17 protein-coding genes, 1 tRNA gene and 1 pseudogene are annotated in these 18,317 nt (G+C 57.3%); 5 read left to right on the forward strand and 14 right to left on the reverse strand.

All coding sequences use genetic code 11. The features are described 5' to 3' along the window. The first annotated feature begins 7 nt into the window (after window positions 1-7). The 5 genes from AC2FFH_RS03310 to AC2FFH_RS03330 all read left to right on the forward strand — a co-directional run bounded on the left by AC2FFH_RS03310 (window position 8) and on the right by AC2FFH_RS03330 (window position 5,488). Window positions 8-247: a hypothetical protein gene (locus AC2FFH_RS03310; protein WP_496843744.1), complete on the forward strand. Its 240-nt coding sequence runs from the start codon at window positions 8-10 to the stop codon at window positions 245-247. 110 nt (window positions 248-357) lie between these two features. Next, a complete protein-coding gene (locus tag AC2FFH_RS03315) occupies window positions 358-2,778 on the forward strand; it encodes a GcvT family protein (RefSeq protein WP_496843745.1) in 2,421 nt (806 codons plus the stop codon). Between the two features lie 103 nt (window positions 2,779-2,881). After that, on the forward strand, window positions 2,882-4,351 hold the full coding sequence (locus tag AC2FFH_RS03320) for a flavin-containing monooxygenase (protein WP_496843746.1): 1,470 nt from the start codon (window positions 2,882-2,884) through the stop codon (window positions 4,349-4,351). A 4-nt stretch (window positions 4,352-4,355) separates the two neighbouring features. Beyond that, window positions 4,356-5,330, forward strand: coding sequence for an alpha/beta fold hydrolase (locus AC2FFH_RS03325; protein ID WP_496768837.1), 975 nt, complete (start codon window positions 4,356-4,358; stop codon window positions 5,328-5,330). Window positions 5,331-5,411: 81 nt separating this feature from the next. Then, window positions 5,412-5,488: transfer RNA gene (locus AC2FFH_RS03330), tRNA-Met, on the forward strand. 209 nt (window positions 5,489-5,697) lie between these two features. Here AC2FFH_RS03330 and AC2FFH_RS03335 read toward each other — a convergent pair. From AC2FFH_RS03335 to AC2FFH_RS03400, 14 genes and pseudogenes are all read right to left on the reverse strand, one after another. Next, window positions 5,698-5,831: pseudogene (locus tag AC2FFH_RS03335) on the reverse strand (IS5/IS1182 family transposase); the annotation flags it as partial. A 153-nt stretch (window positions 5,832-5,984) separates the two neighbouring features. Continuing rightward, window positions 5,985-6,680, reverse strand: a complete 696-nt coding sequence (locus tag AC2FFH_RS03340) for an RraA family protein (protein ID WP_496725449.1) — start codon at window positions 6,678-6,680, stop codon at window positions 5,985-5,987. Continuing rightward, window positions 6,677-7,372 carry an alpha/beta fold hydrolase gene (locus AC2FFH_RS03345; protein WP_496768838.1) on the reverse strand — a complete coding sequence of 232 codons (696 nt, stop codon included), beginning with the start codon at window positions 7,370-7,372 and terminating at the stop codon, window positions 6,677-6,679. The genes AC2FFH_RS03340 and AC2FFH_RS03345 overlap by 4 nt, the downstream gene beginning before the upstream one ends. Beyond that, complete coding sequence (locus AC2FFH_RS03350; protein WP_496768840.1) at window positions 7,369-8,493, reverse strand: cobalamin-independent methionine synthase II family protein; 1,125 nt, start codon at window positions 8,491-8,493, stop codon at window positions 7,369-7,371. Before AC2FFH_RS03350 ends, AC2FFH_RS03345 begins: the two co-directional genes overlap by 4 nt. 10 nt (window positions 8,494-8,503) lie before the next feature. After that, complete coding sequence (locus AC2FFH_RS03355; RefSeq protein WP_496756251.1) at window positions 8,504-9,106, reverse strand: class I SAM-dependent DNA methyltransferase; 603 nt, start codon at window positions 9,104-9,106, stop codon at window positions 8,504-8,506. Continuing rightward, on the reverse strand, window positions 9,103-10,068 hold the full coding sequence (locus AC2FFH_RS03360; RefSeq protein ID WP_496768842.1) for a cupin domain-containing protein: 966 nt from the start codon (window positions 10,066-10,068) through the stop codon (window positions 9,103-9,105). Before AC2FFH_RS03360 ends, AC2FFH_RS03355 begins: the two co-directional genes overlap by 4 nt. Before the next feature lie 192 nt (window positions 10,069-10,260). Continuing rightward, complete coding sequence (locus AC2FFH_RS03365) at window positions 10,261-11,250, reverse strand: nuclear transport factor 2 family protein (protein ID WP_496843747.1); 990 nt, start codon at window positions 11,248-11,250, stop codon at window positions 10,261-10,263. Next, the gene (locus tag AC2FFH_RS03370) at window positions 11,247-12,290 is read right to left on the reverse strand and encodes a LacI family DNA-binding transcriptional regulator (RefSeq protein ID WP_496725441.1); all 1,044 of its coding nucleotides are present in this window, start codon (window positions 12,288-12,290) and stop codon (window positions 11,247-11,249) included. The genes AC2FFH_RS03365 and AC2FFH_RS03370 overlap by 4 nt, the downstream gene beginning before the upstream one ends. Continuing rightward, entirely contained in the window at window positions 12,290-13,054 is a 765-nt protein-coding gene (locus tag AC2FFH_RS03375) for an SDR family NAD(P)-dependent oxidoreductase (RefSeq protein WP_496843748.1), read from the reverse strand. Before AC2FFH_RS03375 ends, AC2FFH_RS03370 begins: the two co-directional genes overlap by 1 nt. Beyond that, the gene (locus tag AC2FFH_RS03380; protein ID WP_496768848.1) at window positions 13,054-14,106 is read right to left on the reverse strand and encodes an ester cyclase; all 1,053 of its coding nucleotides are present in this window, start codon (window positions 14,104-14,106) and stop codon (window positions 13,054-13,056) included. The genes AC2FFH_RS03375 and AC2FFH_RS03380 overlap by 1 nt, the downstream gene beginning before the upstream one ends. Beyond that, window positions 14,103-15,434, reverse strand: coding sequence for a histidinol dehydrogenase (gene hisD / locus AC2FFH_RS03385; protein ID WP_496725437.1), 1,332 nt, complete (start codon window positions 15,432-15,434; stop codon window positions 14,103-14,105). The genes AC2FFH_RS03380 and hisD overlap by 4 nt, the downstream gene beginning before the upstream one ends. Before the next feature lie 11 nt (window positions 15,435-15,445). Continuing rightward, a complete protein-coding gene (locus AC2FFH_RS03390; RefSeq protein ID WP_108859141.1) occupies window positions 15,446-15,976 on the reverse strand; it encodes an ester cyclase in 531 nt (176 codons plus the stop codon). A gap of 127 nt (window positions 15,977-16,103) precedes the next feature. After that, window positions 16,104-17,258, reverse strand: a complete 1,155-nt coding sequence (locus tag AC2FFH_RS03395; protein WP_170561322.1) for a carbohydrate ABC transporter permease — start codon at window positions 17,256-17,258, stop codon at window positions 16,104-16,106. 1 nt (window position 17,259) lies between these two features. Continuing rightward, a complete protein-coding gene (locus AC2FFH_RS03400) occupies window positions 17,260-18,282 on the reverse strand; it encodes a carbohydrate ABC transporter permease (protein ID WP_496740692.1) in 1,023 nt (340 codons plus the stop codon). Window positions 18,283-18,317: the final 35 nt, after the last annotated feature.

Genomic DNA, 18,317 nt, shown 5'->3' on the forward strand with positions numbered 1-18,317 from the left:
GAAAACTATGGACAAACAGGAACTGGATCGACTTCTGCTGGACGCGCATGATCGCAACGATCCTGCCGACCTGATCCGGTACTATACGCTGGCCGCGGATGAGCGCGAAACGGCGTGGGACATCGACGCGGCCTGCTTTTACCTGACCCATGCCTTCATTTTCGCACTGGAATCCGGCGCGCCTGAAGCCGATGCGCTGAACCAGCGGCTGGTCGCATATGGCCGGGCGCATAAGCTGAATTTCTGAGTTTAGCTTCAGATTAAACTCACTCAACCCAACTTGAAATTAATGTCCGTTGCCGGTGCCATTGCGATGATGACACATGGCGGCGGAACCAACTTTGATACGGCAGGCTCATGAAAACGAATGCACAGGCGGTGGTGATTGGCGGCGGGGTGATCGGGTGTTCGATCCTCTATCATTTGACCAAACTGGGATGGTCGGATGTGGTTCTGCTGGAACGGGATGAACTGACATCCGGGTCCACCTGGCACGCCGCGGCGAACATCCACGGGCTGCACGACAGCACCAATATCAGCCGCATTCAGCACTACACGATGAACCTGTACAAAGAGCTTGAAGCCGAAACCGGCCAAAGCTGTGGCGTGTTCCAGCCTGGTTCGCTGTATCTGGCGCAGACCGAAGAACGCGAACATCAGCTGAAGTTGCAGGCCGCTAAGGCCAAGCTTTACGGCATGAACTTTTATGAGATCAGCATCGAAGAGGCCCAGCGACTGAACCCGCTGGTCAACTACGATGGCATCCGCTGCGTGATGTACGAACCTGACGGTGGCAATGTGGACCCTTCGGGCGTCACAAATGCCTATGCGGTGGGCGCCCGGCAGCGTGGGGCCGAGATTCATCGCTTCACTCCCGTCACCGCGACCGACCAGCAAGAAGATGGCACCTGGATTGTGCGGACTCCCAAAGGCGATATCCGTACCCCTTGGGTCGTCAATGCCGCCGGTCTGTGGGGTCGCGAAGTCGCTAAATTGGCTGGCATCGAGCTGCCCCTGCAACCGACCGAGCATCAGTACTTCGTGACCGAAACCATGGCGGACGTAGCCGCGCATGGTACGCGCCTGCCTTCGGTCAGTGATCGCGACGGCGAATACTACCTGCGGCAGGAAGGTCAGGGCCTGCTGGTTGGCGCCTATGAAAAGGACATGAAATTCTGGGCCGAGGACGGCACGCCACTCGACTTCGCGCATGATCTCTTCCCCGACGATCTGGAACGGATCGAAGAGAATATGATGAACGCCATCGAACGTCTGCCCGCCGTGGGTGAAGCCGGTATCAAGCGGGTTATCAACGGGCCGATGATCTGGTCGCCCGACAGCAACGTGCTGATGGGACCAGTGCCCGAGGTCGACGGCTATTTCTGTTGCAACGGTATCATCCCCGGCTTCTCACAATCTGGCGGCATGGGCCTGATGGCGGCGCAATGGATCATCGAGGGTGAAACGCAGTACGATATGTTCGCCTGGGATATGGCTCGGTTCGATGACTGGGCGACGAAAGAGTTCACAATGGCCCGCGTTCAGGACCAGTACGCCCACCGGTTCGCCATTCACTTCCCCAACGAAGAGCGCAGCGCAGGTCGTCCGGCGCGTACGCGCCCTGTCTACGGCACGCAGGCTCAAATGGGTGCGGTCTTCGGCCTGAATGCTGGTTGGGAACATCCGCTATGGTTCGCAGACACTCCGGGTGCCAAAGACACCAATGGTTTTACGCGCCAGAACTGGTGGGGGCCGGTTGGCGAGGAATGCCGTATGCTGCGTGACCGCGCAGGGATCATCGACATCTCGAACTTTGCCAAATATGTCTGCAAAGGCCCCGGGGCCGAGGGTTGGCTCAACGCAGTTTTCGCCAACACTATGCCTAAGGCTGTAGGTCGGTCCTGCCTGACGCCGCTGATCTCGAAACGCGGAGGAATCGCTGGGGACTTCACCGTTACCCGCGTGGCCGAGGACGAATTCTGGGTCATCGGTTCAGGCATGGCGGAACGCTATCACAAGCGGTTCTTCAAGCAGGTTCCTCTGCCCAAGGGCACCACTTTCGAAAGCAAGACCCAAGCTGTGTGCGGGTTCAACGTCGCGGGCCCAAAATCGCGCGAGATTTTGCAACGACTCACTAATACCTCACTCGCCACGGAGGATTTTCCGTTCATGCGGTCGGCGAAAGTCGAACTGGCCGGGATTGAGGTGTTGGCCCTGCGGGTCTCGTTCACGGGTGATCTGGGCTGGGAGGTGCACTGCGCCACCCAAGATCAGGCCCGCCTGTATGACGCCCTGCTTCAGGTCGGTCAGGAGTTTGGCGCAGGCCCAGTGGGAAGCCGGGCACTGATGTCATTGCGCGTCGAAAAGGGGTATGGATCGTGGAGCCGCGAATACAGCCCCGAATACTGGCCGCATGAGGTAGGTCTGGATCGGTTGTGCAAGTTCAGTAAAGACTTTCTGAACAAGAACGCAGCCGAGACCGTTTTAGCCAACCCTGCCCGCGAACAGCTTGTCCTTTTGCAACTGGATGAGGCCGACACCAGCGCGTCGAACGCCGACGCGACTGGCGGTGAGCCAATCTTCAAAAATGGTCAGGGTATCGGCCGCGTGACCTCAGGCGCTTATGGTTATTCCGTCGGCATGTCTCTGGCGCTTGGCTTTGTGACCGGTGCCAAAGCAGGGGATGAGGTCGAGGTGATGGTATTGGGACATCCGCACAAGGCGACCATTCTGTCCGAGCCGCCTTTTGATCCAAATGGTGAAATCCTGCGCGGCTGAATAAACCGTGAAAGGCGCCTGACCCTACAAGAGGCTGTTCTCACGCATTCCAGCGCCTATAGTCTGACCCAACCATATCGGTCGTTTTGGGAGGGACGGGCGCATGGAATATCAAACCGATATGCTGATCGTCGGCGCTGGATTTTCCGGCCTGACGATGGCGATTGAGGCCCGAAAACGGGGCATCAAGAATATTGCGATCCTTGAAAAAGCGAATGAGATTGGCGGGACGTGGCGTGAGAACACCTATCCCGGTGTCGCATGTGATATCCCATCGCACCTCTATTCCATGGCAACGCATCTGAACCCGGACTGGAGCCGGGCTTATGCGGGCGGTGCTGAAATTCAGGCCTATCTGAAAAAGGTCTGCCTTGATGAGGGGATTTACGAGCTGTGCCATTTCGATCAACAGCTGAAATCTGCCCGCTGGGACGGCATGCGCTGGCAGGTGGAAACCGAAAGTGGGCAGCGCTGGTCGGCGCGGTTTCTGGTCTCGGCCATAGGAGCGCTGCATCTGCCCAGCATCCCCGATTTACCCGGTGCGGACAGTTTTCCCGGGCCTTGCTTTCACTCTGCCGAGTGGGATCACGACGCGCCGCTTGAGGAAAAACGCATCGCAGTTGTCGGAACCGGCGCATCCGCTGTCCAGTTTGTTCCAGAGATTGCGAAAACTGCTGCACACGTCACAATCTTTCAACGCAGCGCGCCCTATGTCCTGCCCCGCCCGGATGGCCCAATCGCGCCCTGGTTACGCCGCCTTTATCGCAGCATCCCGGTGTTACCTTGGGCACGCCGGAAACTGGTTTACATGGTCTTCGAGTATCGCCACCGCGTGTTCAGCGGCGAAAAACGGATGGTAAATTTTGCCATGAAGATGTGGCGCAAATCGTTGGAAAGCGCGATCGCCGACCCAGGCCTGCGCAAACAGCTGACGCCGGACTATAGGATCGGTTGCAAACGCATCCTCAGCTCGAACGATTGGTACCCGGCACTGGCGCGTGAAAACGTGACAGTTCTCCCGCACGGTGTGGCATCAATTGAGGGCGATCAGATCCTTTCCTCTGACGGAAGCCGAACACATGCTGACGTTCTGATCTGGGGCACCGGGTTTCATGTCACAGATGTCGTCGAGCGCCTCGACATAACGGGATCCGATGGACTGACATTGCGCCAGGCATGGTCGGACGGAATGAAAGCGCATTTGGGTACTGCCATCGCAGGTTTCCCCAATTTCTTCATCTTGCTCGGGCCACATACCGGCCTCGGTCACAACTCGGTTGTGCTGATGATCGAAGCACAGGTTCGCCACATCGGCCGAGTGCTGGACCAGATGAACCGCGACGGACTGCAGATTATAACACCCCGCCCGGACTACCAGGAAGCCTTCGAACAGGAGATGCGCGAACGGCACAAAGGCAGCGTATGGCAGGTGGGTGGCTGCGCCTCATGGTATAAGGATGCACTGGGCCGGAACACGACGCTTTGGCCCGGGACCGTTTCAGAGTATGAAAAGCGCATGGCGCAATCCGGGCTGGAACAATACCAACCTGCCCCTTCCTCAGGCGGAAAGTGATGAGATGACCACAATTCTAATTATCGCCCTTCTGGTCGGCGGCTTCTTTGTCGGCATGAACCTGTGGACCCGGCGACTGACCCGGCAGGGGTTGCAGCGCGTCCCGCAACTTGGACAGATTGTCCCGGTGCGCGGCGGCAGCATTCATTACGTGGAAAAGGGCGACCCCACTAAGCAGACAGTCATCATGATCCACGGGCTTGCGGGGCAACTGCAGCATTTCACCTATTCTCTGATGGACCTGTTGGCGGATGACTATCACGTCATCGCAGTCGACCGCCCTGGCTGCGGATACTCAACCCGCGATAGCGCCGATCTTGGGCGCTTGCCCGAACAGGCCCGCATGATTCAAGAGTTTCTGGACACCAAAGGCATTTCCAACGCCGTTCTGGTCGGGCACTCATTGGGCGGGGCCGTATCGCTGGCCATGGCTTTGGAACACCCGGAGAAAGCCAAAGCGCTCGCTTTGCTCGCCCCGTTGACGCAAAAGCTGTCGAACACGCCGCAAGTTTTTAAACCGCTGGAAATACGTACCGAGTGGTTGCGCAACTTTATCGGCAACACGATCGCTGTCCCCATATCGGCTAAGACCGCCCCGCATACATTGGGAGCCGTTTTCTATCCGGAACCCGCGCCAGATGACTTTCTGGACCGCGCCGGCGGTGCGCTGGGGTTGCGCCCTTCGGCCTTCATTGCCGCGTCGCAGGATGTTGTAGGGGTGGATGAAAGTATCGGAGCCCAGGTAGACCGCTATACCGACTTGTCCGTACCCGGCGGCATTCTGTACGGCGCGCAAGACACCATACTTTCACCCACCGCCAACGGTGCCCCCATGACCCGGTTCGGATTGAGCGACGAACAGATCGAAGGGTTGGGCCATATGATCCCGATCACCGCACCCGACGCCTGCGCGGCCTTCATTCGTAGAATTGCTGATACTCCTGGGGTCGCCGCACAACAGGCAACCAAAGCAGATTGATCGGGGCAAAAATAATCTCCGTAAGTCGGTGTTTCCCCCTTGACCCTTTCCGGCCCCTCGCTTAAATCGCCTCTCACTCATGGCGGAGTAGCTCAGTTGGTTAGAGCAGCGGAATCATAATCCGCGTGTCGGGGGTTCAAGTCCCTCCTCCGCTACCAAATCCCCCAAATAACCATCTGAATAAAAAAATATTTTTTTTTGATAGCCGATGCTAGCTAGCATCATTGTTCCATACTTTGTGCGGAAATTCCCTTCCAAACTCCGGAAAAAATTTGGCACTATGTGTAGCGCGGCGGCAGCTTTCAGACAATTTGGTGGGATTTTCCGGGCAAACTAAGACTGACGTGTCCATAACGAAATAGCCGAGCGGTCGGTAGGCTTCCGAGGCGTCTCGCCAGCGCACCCCATTGCGTCTGACGAAGATAATCCCGCTCAACACCCGCTTGTCATATAACCGAGGCTTGCCGTGCGGCTTCGGAAAAAAGGCAGGAGCTTGGCCATCTGCTCGTCGGTCAGTCAATAAAGGTAGCTCATGTTACCGCTCAGTTTTCCGAACCGTGAATCATCCAGCGCAGCAAAAATCAATGCATCCTGACCCTAGGTGTAAATCATCGGATCCACCCCATCGGCATTCATACTCTCAGTCTCATACAATCAGACCCTGGCTTTTTCGAAAGCCGCCCAAGCGGTCTCAAAAGCATCAAAATCAAACTCCGGTTGGCGGGCTGCATCCAAGACGATGCGTTCTGTCACCAATAGTTTTTGGATTGCGGCTTCTAGCTGATCAACGACATCACCGGGTACGACCAACGCGCCATGACGGTCGGCGTGCACCAATTCGCCAGGATTAACCGTCAGGCCAAAAACGGAAACCGGTGTATCGATCTCGCGGACGTGGACGAAACCGTGGCTTGGCCCGACGGAACCTGCCACGACCGGGAACCCCTTGGGTAAGTCGCCCAGATCCCTCATGACGCCATTGGTTACGACTCCGGACATACCAAAACCCTTGTGGACGGATGTATTGATTTCACCCCAATAGGCTCCGATGCAATCCGGAAAATCCATATCCTCGATCACAGCGACGCACGGGTTGGGGGCTTCGGCCATGTATTTGTAATAAGCCATGCGCCGGGCCTTGATGACTTCAGGCGGCTCAGTCGGCGGATTGACCGCCGCGATCTTGGCCGTACGGGCATAGCCGACGATCGCGGGCTCTTCGGGCGCTGAACACAGCATGGTACCGCGCGTAAAATCGTCGAACCCGCGCTTGCCCTGTGCCACTTCGATGGCATTGCAGACCGTGGGGGTGTCGACCTTGCGAAGCAGGGACAAAAGGGATGGCGTCATGTGTCCTCCAACCAGCGGATCAAGGCCGCTGTGGTTTTTTGGGGTTGTTCCAATGTCGGCAGATGCCCGGCGCCTTCGATGATCTCCAGCGCGCTGTCTGGCAATAGATCGTGCATCAACTGGTGGCGTTCAACGGGGCACAGCCTGTCTTCTTGCCCACACAGGACCAAAGCCTTTCCCGTGTAAGCCGTCAGCGTCGCGCTTTGGTCCGGGCGATCCATCAGCGCCCGCGATTGGCGCAAAAATACGTCAGGGCCCAAGTCGGTGGCCATTGCCATGCACAGATCCAGGATAGCCCCCCGGTTAGGCCCGTCGGACAGGTAACTGGGCTTCATCTCGTCCCGCATTACCGACCTCAGATTGCCGTCGCGAACGGTTGCAATCTGGGGCGCGCGGCGGGCTTTAACTTCTGGCTTTTCAATCAGTGGATTTGTGTCGAGTAAGGCCAGGCGCGAGACACGTGCAGGGGCCTGACGCAATACTTCCATGGCCACGATCCCCCCCATCGACAAGCCAGCCAGCGCAAATTCAGCCGGCGCATTTTGTAGAATGTCATCTGCCATGACTTGCACGCTGTCGTGTCGCGACAACGGGAATGTCATCACCGGCATCCTGCCTGACAGAGCGTTGATCTGCGGACCAAAAAGGCGGGCGTCACACATCATGCCAGGCAAGAAGATCACGGGTATCATGCCGAGGCCAGCTTGGCCCCCTCAGACAGCGCGGCCAACTTGGCGTAGGCGATCTGAGGGTCAACCGCGCCGAAGCCCGCAAAGGTGCCAAAGCCACAATCGCTGCCTGCTATCACCCGGTCCGCGCCGACGATTCCCGTGAAACGTTCGATCCGTTGGGCCACAAGCTCGGGGTGCTCGACGAAATTGGTGGTGGTGTCGACCACCCCGGGGACCAGAACCTTGTCATCTGGTATCTCAGATTTGCGGTCACGGAACACAGTCCACTCGTGGGCGTGACGCGGGTTCGAGGTCTCAAAGAGGACATAGCGCGATTTGGTCGCCATCAGGGTGTTGAACACCTTGTCCATCGCAATGTCGCAGCAATGCGGACCCTCATAGTTGCCCCAGCAGATATGCACCCGCACGCGATCCTGCGGGACGTTCTGAAGCGCGTGGTTCAGCGCCTCGACATGCATATCGGCGATTTCGACGAACGCGTCGTCTGAAAGGTCTGTGAACAGCATATGGCGCGACAAGGCCAGATCGGGACAATCCAGTTGCAGATCCAGACCTGCGGCCACGATGGTCTCGTATTCCTCTTTCATGGCATCGGCCAGCGCCGCCAGATAGGCCTCACGCGTGGGGTAGAAATCGTTCTGCAAAAACAGTGAGATCACGCCCGGGGACGCGGCATTCATGAAACCGCGCTCGACCCCATGCTGCGCCATAGCCGCTTTGAGGTTGGCGATGTCCTTCTCTAACTCACCCTGCCCTTTTGATCGCACTTCTCCGGTGCACATTGGTCGGGCGTATTGCGGCGTGCCGCCGTCATTGGCCAGCCGCTGCAGAAAGCCGGGGAACATCTTCAAATCAGCAGGCGCATTTCGAGGGCTGTCGCCGGAAAACCCGGTGTAGCGGTCCTTGACATAGGTTGCATAAGAAATCTTCGAAGTCTCACCGTCGCTGACTATATCAACGCCGGCTTCGACCTGTTTGCGCACCGTTTCAGAGACTGCGGCGGTCATACACGTATCAAACGCGGCTGCTTCATAAGGTTCGCCGTTTTCCCTGGCAAAGATAAGATCCACGACGTCCTGTGTTCGGGGCAAAGACCCAACATGTGTGGTTTTTACGGCCATAAAGACCTCCTTACAGTTTTCGTGCCATCAGCACAGTATGGCTTTGAGTTTCGGGGTCTTCGGCCAAAAAGCCGGTCAATTGCAGCCCGTTCTCTTCAAGGCACGTTGCATAACCGGCCGGGGACAACGAGGCGTGATAGACAAGCTCTGATCCGACCGTACCGCTGACTTCCCCAGCGCGTGGGCCTACGGTCAACATCAGCATTCCACCGTTATGTAAATGGCGTGCCATGCGGGTGATGCAGCCCTTCTGCTCATCTGCCGTCAGGTGAAAAAAGCTGTTCCAGGCGATGATCCCATCGAATTGCTGATCCAGCTCAAAATCCCGCATGTCAGCCATCCGCCAATCCCCGTCCGGCCAGCGTTCTTTGGCGATTTTCAGCATGGCTGCGGAAAAATCGACACCCGTGACGTCAAACCCTTCGGCCATAAACCAGCGCGCAATGGGATCGCCTGTGCCACAGCCCAGATCCAGTACGTGGTCACCCGGTTTGAGGCTGGCCGTGAAGCGCGCCAACCAGCGCGCCTCGAAAAGGGCTTTAGAGCGGCGCTTGTCATACTCTGTGGCTTGCCGCTCATATATGGCTTGGGTGTCGTTCGGGTCTGCGCTCATCCTGTCCAGGTCGCTCCTGCCGGTTCATCGGTTGCAGTGATCCGGTACAGGCCCGCCTGCCCGGTCATTGATGGCTGAACGCTATAGGATTCACCGGGCAAAACCAGAGCCGTGTCACCTGTCGAAATTGTGGTTTCGTGCTCGTCGATCGAGATATGCCAGTGACCGCTGGCTGGCATCAGAACCACAGGTTTATCCGCCGCAATCGGTTCGGTCACAGAGGACCCCCGGCCAAGGAAGTCTACCGCAAACCCCGGCTTATCCTTGATCAACCCGCTCTCACCAATCACCTGCGCAGGCTTATTGGCCGACAACGCCATCAGATCCCAATACCGTGCAACATATTTGCCGACGACATCCTCAACCGGAACCTCAGGGTAGCCCTTCAACTGCTCTTCGGTCAGCAAGGGCATTGGGTGCACATTATGAGGCAGCTCCTGACCTTTCTTGGTGTCGTACAGAACGCCATTGTCGCCCAGCATCAGACCATGCGCCTGCGCATCTTCGATGACCTGAGGAGCCCAAGTGACGCCTCCGCCCGCGTCGTCACCGCCCAGGATTGCCATGATCATACCGTAGTCCTGGCCAACGTTTTCGAAACCACGGAAGATGCCGGTCGGGATGTTGAAAATATCGCCCTCCTCGGCGATGAACTCACCAGCGGTGCCATAAAGGCCCCAGAAAAAGCGCCAGCGTCCTTTGGCAACAAAGAAAACCTCGGCCGTTGTGTGGCTGTGCAATGAGTTCCGGCATTTCGGCGGCTGACCTGCGGCACCGATGTTGAAGCCGATCTTGTCGGTGATGTGCACATGCTGATCTGGCGATTCCGAGACGCCACCGCCGATGATCGTGAAATTCTCTTTCTGATCGCTGCCCGGCGTATGGGCATCGATAAATGCGGTTTTACAGGGTTGGAGCTCGCCGTAGCGGACAATGCGGGAAGTGATGGCTGATTTGGTCATGACGTATGATCCGATTTTTTGTTTTCTGGAATGCAAGCTCGTGTGCTCTGGCGGCACAGGCGCTCACTCCCCTGGAGGGCGCAGATTCAGTCGCCGCGCCCGCAGGCTTTGACGGAACATATGGAAACGTCGACGGGCTCCGGTTTCACGCAGACCACCTGCAAGGATACGATATACGACCGGACGGGCCACTCAGACCTCTCCGCTCTGCAACAGGATCTGCTTCCAGACCGAGGTTTCATCGAACAGAGTATATTCACGGCGCAACTGCGGTTGCCCCGCAATCAGTGCGCCAAACTCGGCATGGCTGATCCCGAGGACATAAACCTGTGCCCCTGACGGCGCCCCGAACATGCCCCAGCCGTCATGCTTGCCCCAAAGGCTCCAGCGAATTGCTGATCGCGGCGGCATATCCGGGTCGTCGCGCCCGATCTGGTGTTCAATCTTGAATTCAGCATTCGGGAAACTCGCCCGCAGCCCCATCCAGAACCGGTCGACGGCATTCCAACCATGCCCCGTGACGCCGCCCACATACTCAGACTGCACCGCACGGTCATATTCAGCCGCGATTGTGCCCATATCGGCACTCATGATCCGGGTCAGGATATCAGCATATCGCTGCCCCCACGCATTATCATTTCCGCGACCCTTGTAGGGGCCGGGCTGGTCGATTTCGGGGGTCAGAGGCTTGGTGCAGCTGTCCTTACCGCCCTCGCGCGCAATCAGACCAGCGGCGTATTCCTTTGGGTTCCAGCCCATCTGCCGCACAATCGCGCCCTGATCGCGGATCAACCATTCGTCGTTGATCTGGTTGTCGATGGCGTGGCAGTCGGCCAGAATTCGATAGCATAGTTTTGTACCCGTAGGTTTGCCGTAAACCCCCTCGGCCAGATGCGTGGCAGTAGACAGGATGCGGTGAGAGCTCAGCATGCCTTCTTCCGGCGTGCCCGACCAGATCACATCTTCACCCATCAACTGCCGGTCCGGAAACTCGGCCAGGGTCGCCATCGTCGCGCCGATCACATTCTGATTTCCCAAAACCACCGAACCGGGTGAGCGAACGACGATATCTTCGCTGTAATACTCGTGCAGGGTTGCGATGCCCCGGTCTTCCCAGATCTCTTTGGTAATTCCGATGATATAGTCGGGAAAATCCCGGAACTTGGGATCAAAGCCTTTCATGTTTTCATCCTTTGCGGGGTCCAGCCTTTGGGCAGCCGTGCCGAAGTGCGCACGATCAACGGCCCATCAATCGCGACCTTGCGGGCTGCGGCAACTGCCGGGTTTTCAATATGGTCCAACAAGGCATCAACGGTTTCCGCCACCATCAGGTTGGCGCGCTGACGAATGGTGGTGAGATTATAGGCAAGCCATCCGGCCTGCGGAACATCATCGTATCCAACGACAGAAACATCTTCTGGTATACGCATTCCAAGTTCAAACCGAATGACGTCCATCACGGCAAGCGCCATATGGTCATTGGCGACGAACACCGCATCGGGTCGTTTTTGCGGTTCAACATCAAACATGCGGCGCGCGGCCAATCGCGCATTCTCGGTCAGAAACTCTCCTATTTCATAGGCGTACAGATCCTGACCTGCATCACCGAGAGCGGCGCGAAACCCGGCCTCGCGGTCTCGCTGGGTTGAGGCACCCTGCCAACCGGCAATGTAAGCGATGCGACCGTGGCCTGCGGCAATAAAGAATTCAGCGACCTTGCGGCCGCCGGAATAATTGTCAGAGGTCACCGAGGTGATCCCGTCGATATCCTGACTACGGTTGAACAGCACGACCGGCACACCAGCTTGTTGGCACCGTGTTGCGATATCGGACGACATCGCGACCGAGGCCAGGATCACGCCATCAACCTGATAATCAAGAATTTCCTCCATAACGTCGTCAATGTTTCCGGCGGTTCTGGAGGCCATGAAAATCAGGACGTGATAGCCCTGCTCCTGCAACTCGTTCGACAGCTTCTCGAGCGCTTCGGGGTAGAAATAGTTGTCCAAATAGGCGACGACCAAACCGATGATGCGGCTTTTGCCCGACACCATCGCGCGCGCCAATACATTGGGGCGATACCCAAGCTCAGTCGCGGCTTTGCGCACCTTTTCTTCCGTCTTCTTGCTGACCGAAGCGCCCGGCGTGAAGACGCGACTGACGGCGGATTGGCTGACACCGGCCAGTTGCGCGACCTGGAGTGATGTTACTTTCTCAGCCATCAATCTGCTGTCCAACCTCCGTCAATCAACATCGAGGTGCCTGTAACCAGCGCTGAGGCATCCGAGGCGAGGTAGCGTACCGCACCCATGATATCTTCGACCTCGCCCACGCGACCCAGTTTGATCTTTTCCATGATCCACGCGGCGCGTTCTGGGTTGTCAAAGGTGGATTGGGTCAGAGGCGTTCGAATGAACGTCGGGCAGACCGTGTTGATTCGGATGCCCTGCTTGCCCCATTCGATGGCCATGGATTTGACCATACCTTCGAGCCCATGCTTGGTTGCACAGTAAAGCGCCCTGTCTACGCCGCCCACATGGCCCATTTGACTGGAGATATGAATTATGGACCCTGGCTTGCCAGCATCGATCAAGGCACGCGCAGCATAGGCGGAAAGGAAGTAGGCGGAACGCAAGTTGACGCCGGTAACGACATCGAATTCTTCGGGTGTCGTTTCAATTGCGGGGCTATGACGGGCGACCCCGGCCGAGTTCACCACGACTTCGAAGTTTCGCGTTTCGAAAAGCTGTTTCAGCTTTCCCAGATCGCCCTGGTCCAGCACAAGCGCTTCGGCTGACCAGCCCTGCCCCTGCAGAGCAGCCACCGTATCATTCAACCGGTCCTCGCCTCTGGCCGCACAGACGACATGCGCGCCCGCCTCGGCCAGCGCCACGGCACAGCCCTGCCCAATGCCTGAAGAGGCACCTGTCACCAGGGCGGTCTTTCCTGTCAGGGAAAACGAAGGGGTGCGCGGCAGTTCAGTCATCAGCTCATTCCATCCGGTATATCAATGCGCCCCATGTTTCGGGCCTTGTTGAATTCCCGCAGACGGGCAAAGACGTCAACGCCTAGCTGACGATAAGCATCCAGAAGATCGACCAGCACCCAGTTTTCACGAATGCGCCCGTTTTCCTGCCGCCAAAAATCGAGGCTGCGCATGGTGATCTTCTGGCCCGCAGGCGCGATCCCCATCCATCCGTCATGGGTGACGGTCTGGATCATATTAGGCCAGCCGGTCACAGCCGCGTATTCGCCATCGCCGAAGAAATGGTAGGTGATGTCCTCGACGTATTTCCCGCGATCCGGCATCCCGTTCAGGAACGGAATCTGGTGCCAGTTACGGAATCCTGCATAGCCTCGTCCGGTGCCGATGCCTGAGGGGCCGTACCAATTCATACGGGGATGCCAGAACCGCTCCATCTCCATCACCTCGGGGCCGCCTTGCGACGGGTGTTTCTTGAGGTGCTCCAGCATGTCGATGATGTGTTTGCAGGTCTCTTTACCTTTGGCCTCATCATGGGGCCCAGGTACCAACCCGTCCTGCGCGGCCGGCCCGGGCACGTGCCATTCGCGGCCAAGACTGGGGGCCATGGGCCAGGTACTTGCCTGAATCATAACCTCGGGGATATCCCAAAGGGCTTGCATTTCAGCAACTTTGCCGTTTTCGAAACGGTAAAACTCATGAAACCGCATGGTGACCTGGTGGCCTGTCGGCGGGATGTCCAGCCACGGGCCGGTGAACGTACCGGTGTAGTAGCCGCCGCATCCAATCCAGTCAGAACCATGTTCATCCGGTCCACCCATGACGATATAATCCCGCCGTTCCAGATCGGGCCAGGCAACCAACAGATCTTTATAGGCGCGGTCATAGAAAGCGTCGCTGCCAATGCTGTCGCCAAAGGGATGGCATAGGTGGAAAACGGCGTCCGAGGCCGTTACCTCGGCCAGTGCCGCGCGAACACCGGCCTCGGAAAAATCATACATCGCGGCCCTGAGCGGAGCGATCAGGGCCTTGTGTTGAGTATGCCTGTCACTCATTCAGCGGCATCCCGATACGGCGCGGGTTCGCCATAGGGCACATTGATGCCACCATAGCGACGCACGCGGACGTTGCACTGTTCTGCGTGGCCTACAAAACCTTCCAACATGCACAGACGCGAGCCGTATTCGCCGATTAGTGTCGCCGCCTCGTTGGTCAGAACTTTCTGATAACTGTGCGTTTTCAGGTACTTCCCGACCCAAAGCCCACCGGTGTAGCGCCCGGCCTTCTTCGTTGGCAGGGTGTGGTTCGTACCAATCACCTTGTCCCCGTTTGACACGTTGGTGCGCGGACCAAGGAACAACGCGCCGTAGCAGGTCATATTCTCAAGGAACCAGTCGTCACGATCCGTCATCACCTGCACATGTTCCGAGGCGATATCATCGGCAACCTGCAGCATCTCGTCATACGTGTCGCAGACAATCACCTCGCCATATTCCTCCCAGGACACTTTCGCAGTGTCGGCGGTCGGCAGGATGCCCAACAGGCGGTCCACCTCGGAGAGCGTCTCATTAGCAAGCTTTTCAGAGTTTGTCAGCAACACGCAGGGGCTGTTGTATCCGTGTTCGGCCTGCCCCAGCAGGTCGGTTGCGCATAGCTCGGCATCTGCCGCGGTCTCGTCCGCGATCACCATGGTTTCGGTGGGACCTGCAAACAGATCAATGCCGACGCGCCCGAACAACTGGCGCTTGGCTTCGGCAACAAAAGCGTTGCCGGGGCCAACCAGCATGTGGACCGGATCAATCGTCTCGGTGCCCAAAGCCATCGCACCAATGGCCTGTATGCCACCCATAACGTAGATCTCATGCGCGCCACCCAAATGCATGGCCGCAATCACTGCTGGGTTCGGCTTGCCTTTGAACGGAGGCGTGCAGGCAATGATACGAGGGACACCCGCGACCGAAGCCGTGGCCACGGACATGTGAGCCGAGGCCACCATTGGGAACTTGCCACCGGGGACATAACATCCGACCGATTGTACGGGGATGTTCTTATGGCCAAGGATCACGCCCGGCAGGGTTTCGACCTCAATGTCCAGCATTGAATCCCGCTGAGCCTGCGCAAAGTTGCGCACCTGTTCCTGTGCGAATTTTATGTCGGCCAGTTCCCTATCGGTCAGTTGACCGATCAAGTCATCGATTTCCTTCTGGCTCAGGCGGAACGAGGCTGGCGAGTAGTTGTCGAACTTCTCACTCAACTCACGCACCGCAGCATCACCGCGGGTTTCAATGTCTTTCAGCGTCGCCTCAACCACGGCGCGGGTCTTGGCATCATCTTCAGCCCGGTCCGCATCGGATTTGCCGCGTTTAAGATACTCGATTGCCATGTTTCCAATCCTCAGTTTTCGGGCCGGGGTGGACATTTCTCACCCCGGTCAAATGCTTCCCAGCCTTCGCCGTTGAACAGGTCGACGCCCAGTTGCGCCGCGACATGTGCGAAATCGACATTCACCCAGTTGTCGACGATCTTGCCGTCAACGACTTTCCAAAAATCCATATAGCGGATCTCGACCCGCTTGCCGGTAGGGGCGATGCCCAGAAACTCACCCGTATGGGTTGCTTCCTGACGACCAAAGGCTGCTGCCCATTCGCCCATGTAAAGACGGGCTTCATCGATGCAGGTTTTGTCCGAAAACGCCGCTTGAAACGGGCGCTGCCAGTTTTCCTGAAACTCTTTCAGCCCGGTTTTGGTGCCGCAGCCTTGATTGCCCATCCAGCGGAAGCCTTGGGTGAAGAATTCTCCGATGTCATCAATGCGGTGATCGTTCAGACCATCCACCATGGTTTCGATCACGCGGCGCGTGTCTTCGGTTTTGCTCATGTCCGTGTCGCGGGTCAGGACAGCTTGTTCGGGACGGGAACCTTTCATGTCTATGTCCTTTCAGGTTGCCAGAGAGAGAGTTTGGGGATCGCAGCCCCTATACTCAGAAAGTCCCTCGGCATCCTGTTCAGCGCCGGGTGGCGCGACATGGCGTTATGGCGTGCATGGTTGCTCATCAGCCTTTGACCGCTCCGGCTGTCAGACCGCTGACGATCTGGCGCTGGAAGATCAGAACAAGGAAGATCAGCGGCGCAGTGATCGACACGGCGGCGGCAACCGCGACCACCTGATCGGTTGTTGTCGTCTCTCGGTTGAACATGCCGACAATAGCGGGAACCATGGTCTGGTTCTGCGCATCCAGCAGCAGTGCAGTGACAAGAAAGTCATTATACGCCAGCAGGAAGCTGAACAGACCTGTGGTGATCACCCCCGGCCACATTACCGGCATGATCACACGGCGGAAGGCCTGAAAATGGCTGCAACCATCAACGCGCGCAGCCTCATCCAGCTCTGCCGGGATATTCTGAAAGAACGAACGCAGCATCCAGATCGTGAATGGCTGATTGATCGCAACCAGAACGGCGATCACCGCAAATGGCTTGCCATACAGCGTCGGTGCGTTTTCACCCAGGATCGGGGCCAGCCACTCGGCCGAGTTGATGAATACCGGTAGATAACCGGCCACCAGCACCGAATGCGGCAGGGCCCGGAACACCAAGGCGACAATCAGGATCCAGAAAGCCAAAGTCGATCCAGACCGTGCCAGACCATATCCCGCCAACGTGCCAACGGTCAGCGACACGGTCACCACACCTGTTGTCACGATCAGTGAGTTTTTGAAGTTGTTTGAAAAGCCCCGGTCAATCCAGACGGTCTTGTAGTGTTCGGTGGTCAGGCCAAGCACGTCCCGACCCAAGGGTCCGAACCAGGGGTTCAGCACGTTTAGAACGGCGGGCAGGACGACAAAGAATGCAAGCAGAAAGCCAACAAGAACAACCAGCACGCCGATCACCCAGCCAAACCATTCTTGCTCGGGTTTCGTGTAAGACTTCACCATCGACGGGAGTGTTTTTGTGGAGATCACAATCGTCGCCCAAATCACCGCGATGCCCAGAATGATGTCCAGCAGCGAAAGACCTTTGCCAACGCCCAGAGTGGCAGGACCGAAGATCACGTTCAACGCGTTGCTGTCGAAGGCATCCACTGGCGACTTGAAGCTCATCACCACGATCCAGAAGATCGGGAAGGCCGCGATCAGGCACCACAGCGCAAGGAAGATGTTTGAAGTCAGCCGCAGGCCAAAAGGCTGGCGAAGCGCACGCGAGGACATATCAGTGACCTCCTTTATGATCGCGCCATGTGCGGCGCAGCGGAAGGATAAGCAGGATGACAACGCCAATCATGGTCAGCATCGAGTTGGCCGAGGCACGGCTGATCGACCGGTTACCCGCCTGATCCGGCGTCAGGTAGTCAAAGGTCAGCCACTGTAGCGAGATCACATAGCCCTGGCTTGAGAAGCCTACGATTTCTTCGAACACGCGGTAGCTGTCCATCAGGTGGATCATTGATACAAATATGATAAGCGGCATCAGATGCGGAATGACGATGTATTTCAGCCGCTGCCAGCGGGTCGCCCCGTCAATTACCGCGCTCTCCAAACTGTCTTGATTAACCGTTTGGAGACCGGCGTAAAAGATGATGGCCGCAAAGGGCGCCACGTGCCAGACGCGGTAGATCATCATCAGGACTTCAATCGTCCAAGCCTGGGCAAACAGGGCTATGTCACGGTTCAGCCACCATTCCATCATCGCAGTCAGGATACCGTCGCCGCGAAACAGCCAATTGATTGACAGAACTCCGATCACCGGAGTGATGATAAAAGGTAGCAGAGAGACGAATATCACCGGGCCGCGGATAGAACGCGCGGCATTGTTTATCAGAATGGCAATCCCAAGCCCGCAACCGACCACCAGCGGCAGGGTGATCAAAGTAAACGTCAGAGTGAACCGCAGGGCCTTCCAGAAATTGATCGTCGACAGCACATGCCAGCTGCCATCACTTATGGCGCGCCATGCACGGTCAGGTTCCAGAACATTGCGATAGCTTTGCAACCCCACGTACTGGGTTTGCGTGATTATCTCACCATGCTCATCCAGCTTTGGCTGCGACACATTTTCAGTCACACAGGTCTGGGTCAGGAAACCGGGGGTACAGGTTTCTTTTTCAACCGTCTCATAGATCGGCTGAGTGACATAGAAACTCTGCTTGAACACGCTGACCAGCGGGAACGCGATGAAGAGAAGCATCATAAAGACAGAGGGACCGACAAAAGCAGCAAATGTCCGGAAGTTCATGGCTCTGCCTTTCTAATGGTTCTCGGGGGAAAGGG

The organism is Ruegeria sp. YTSC003 (assembly GCF_059609785.1).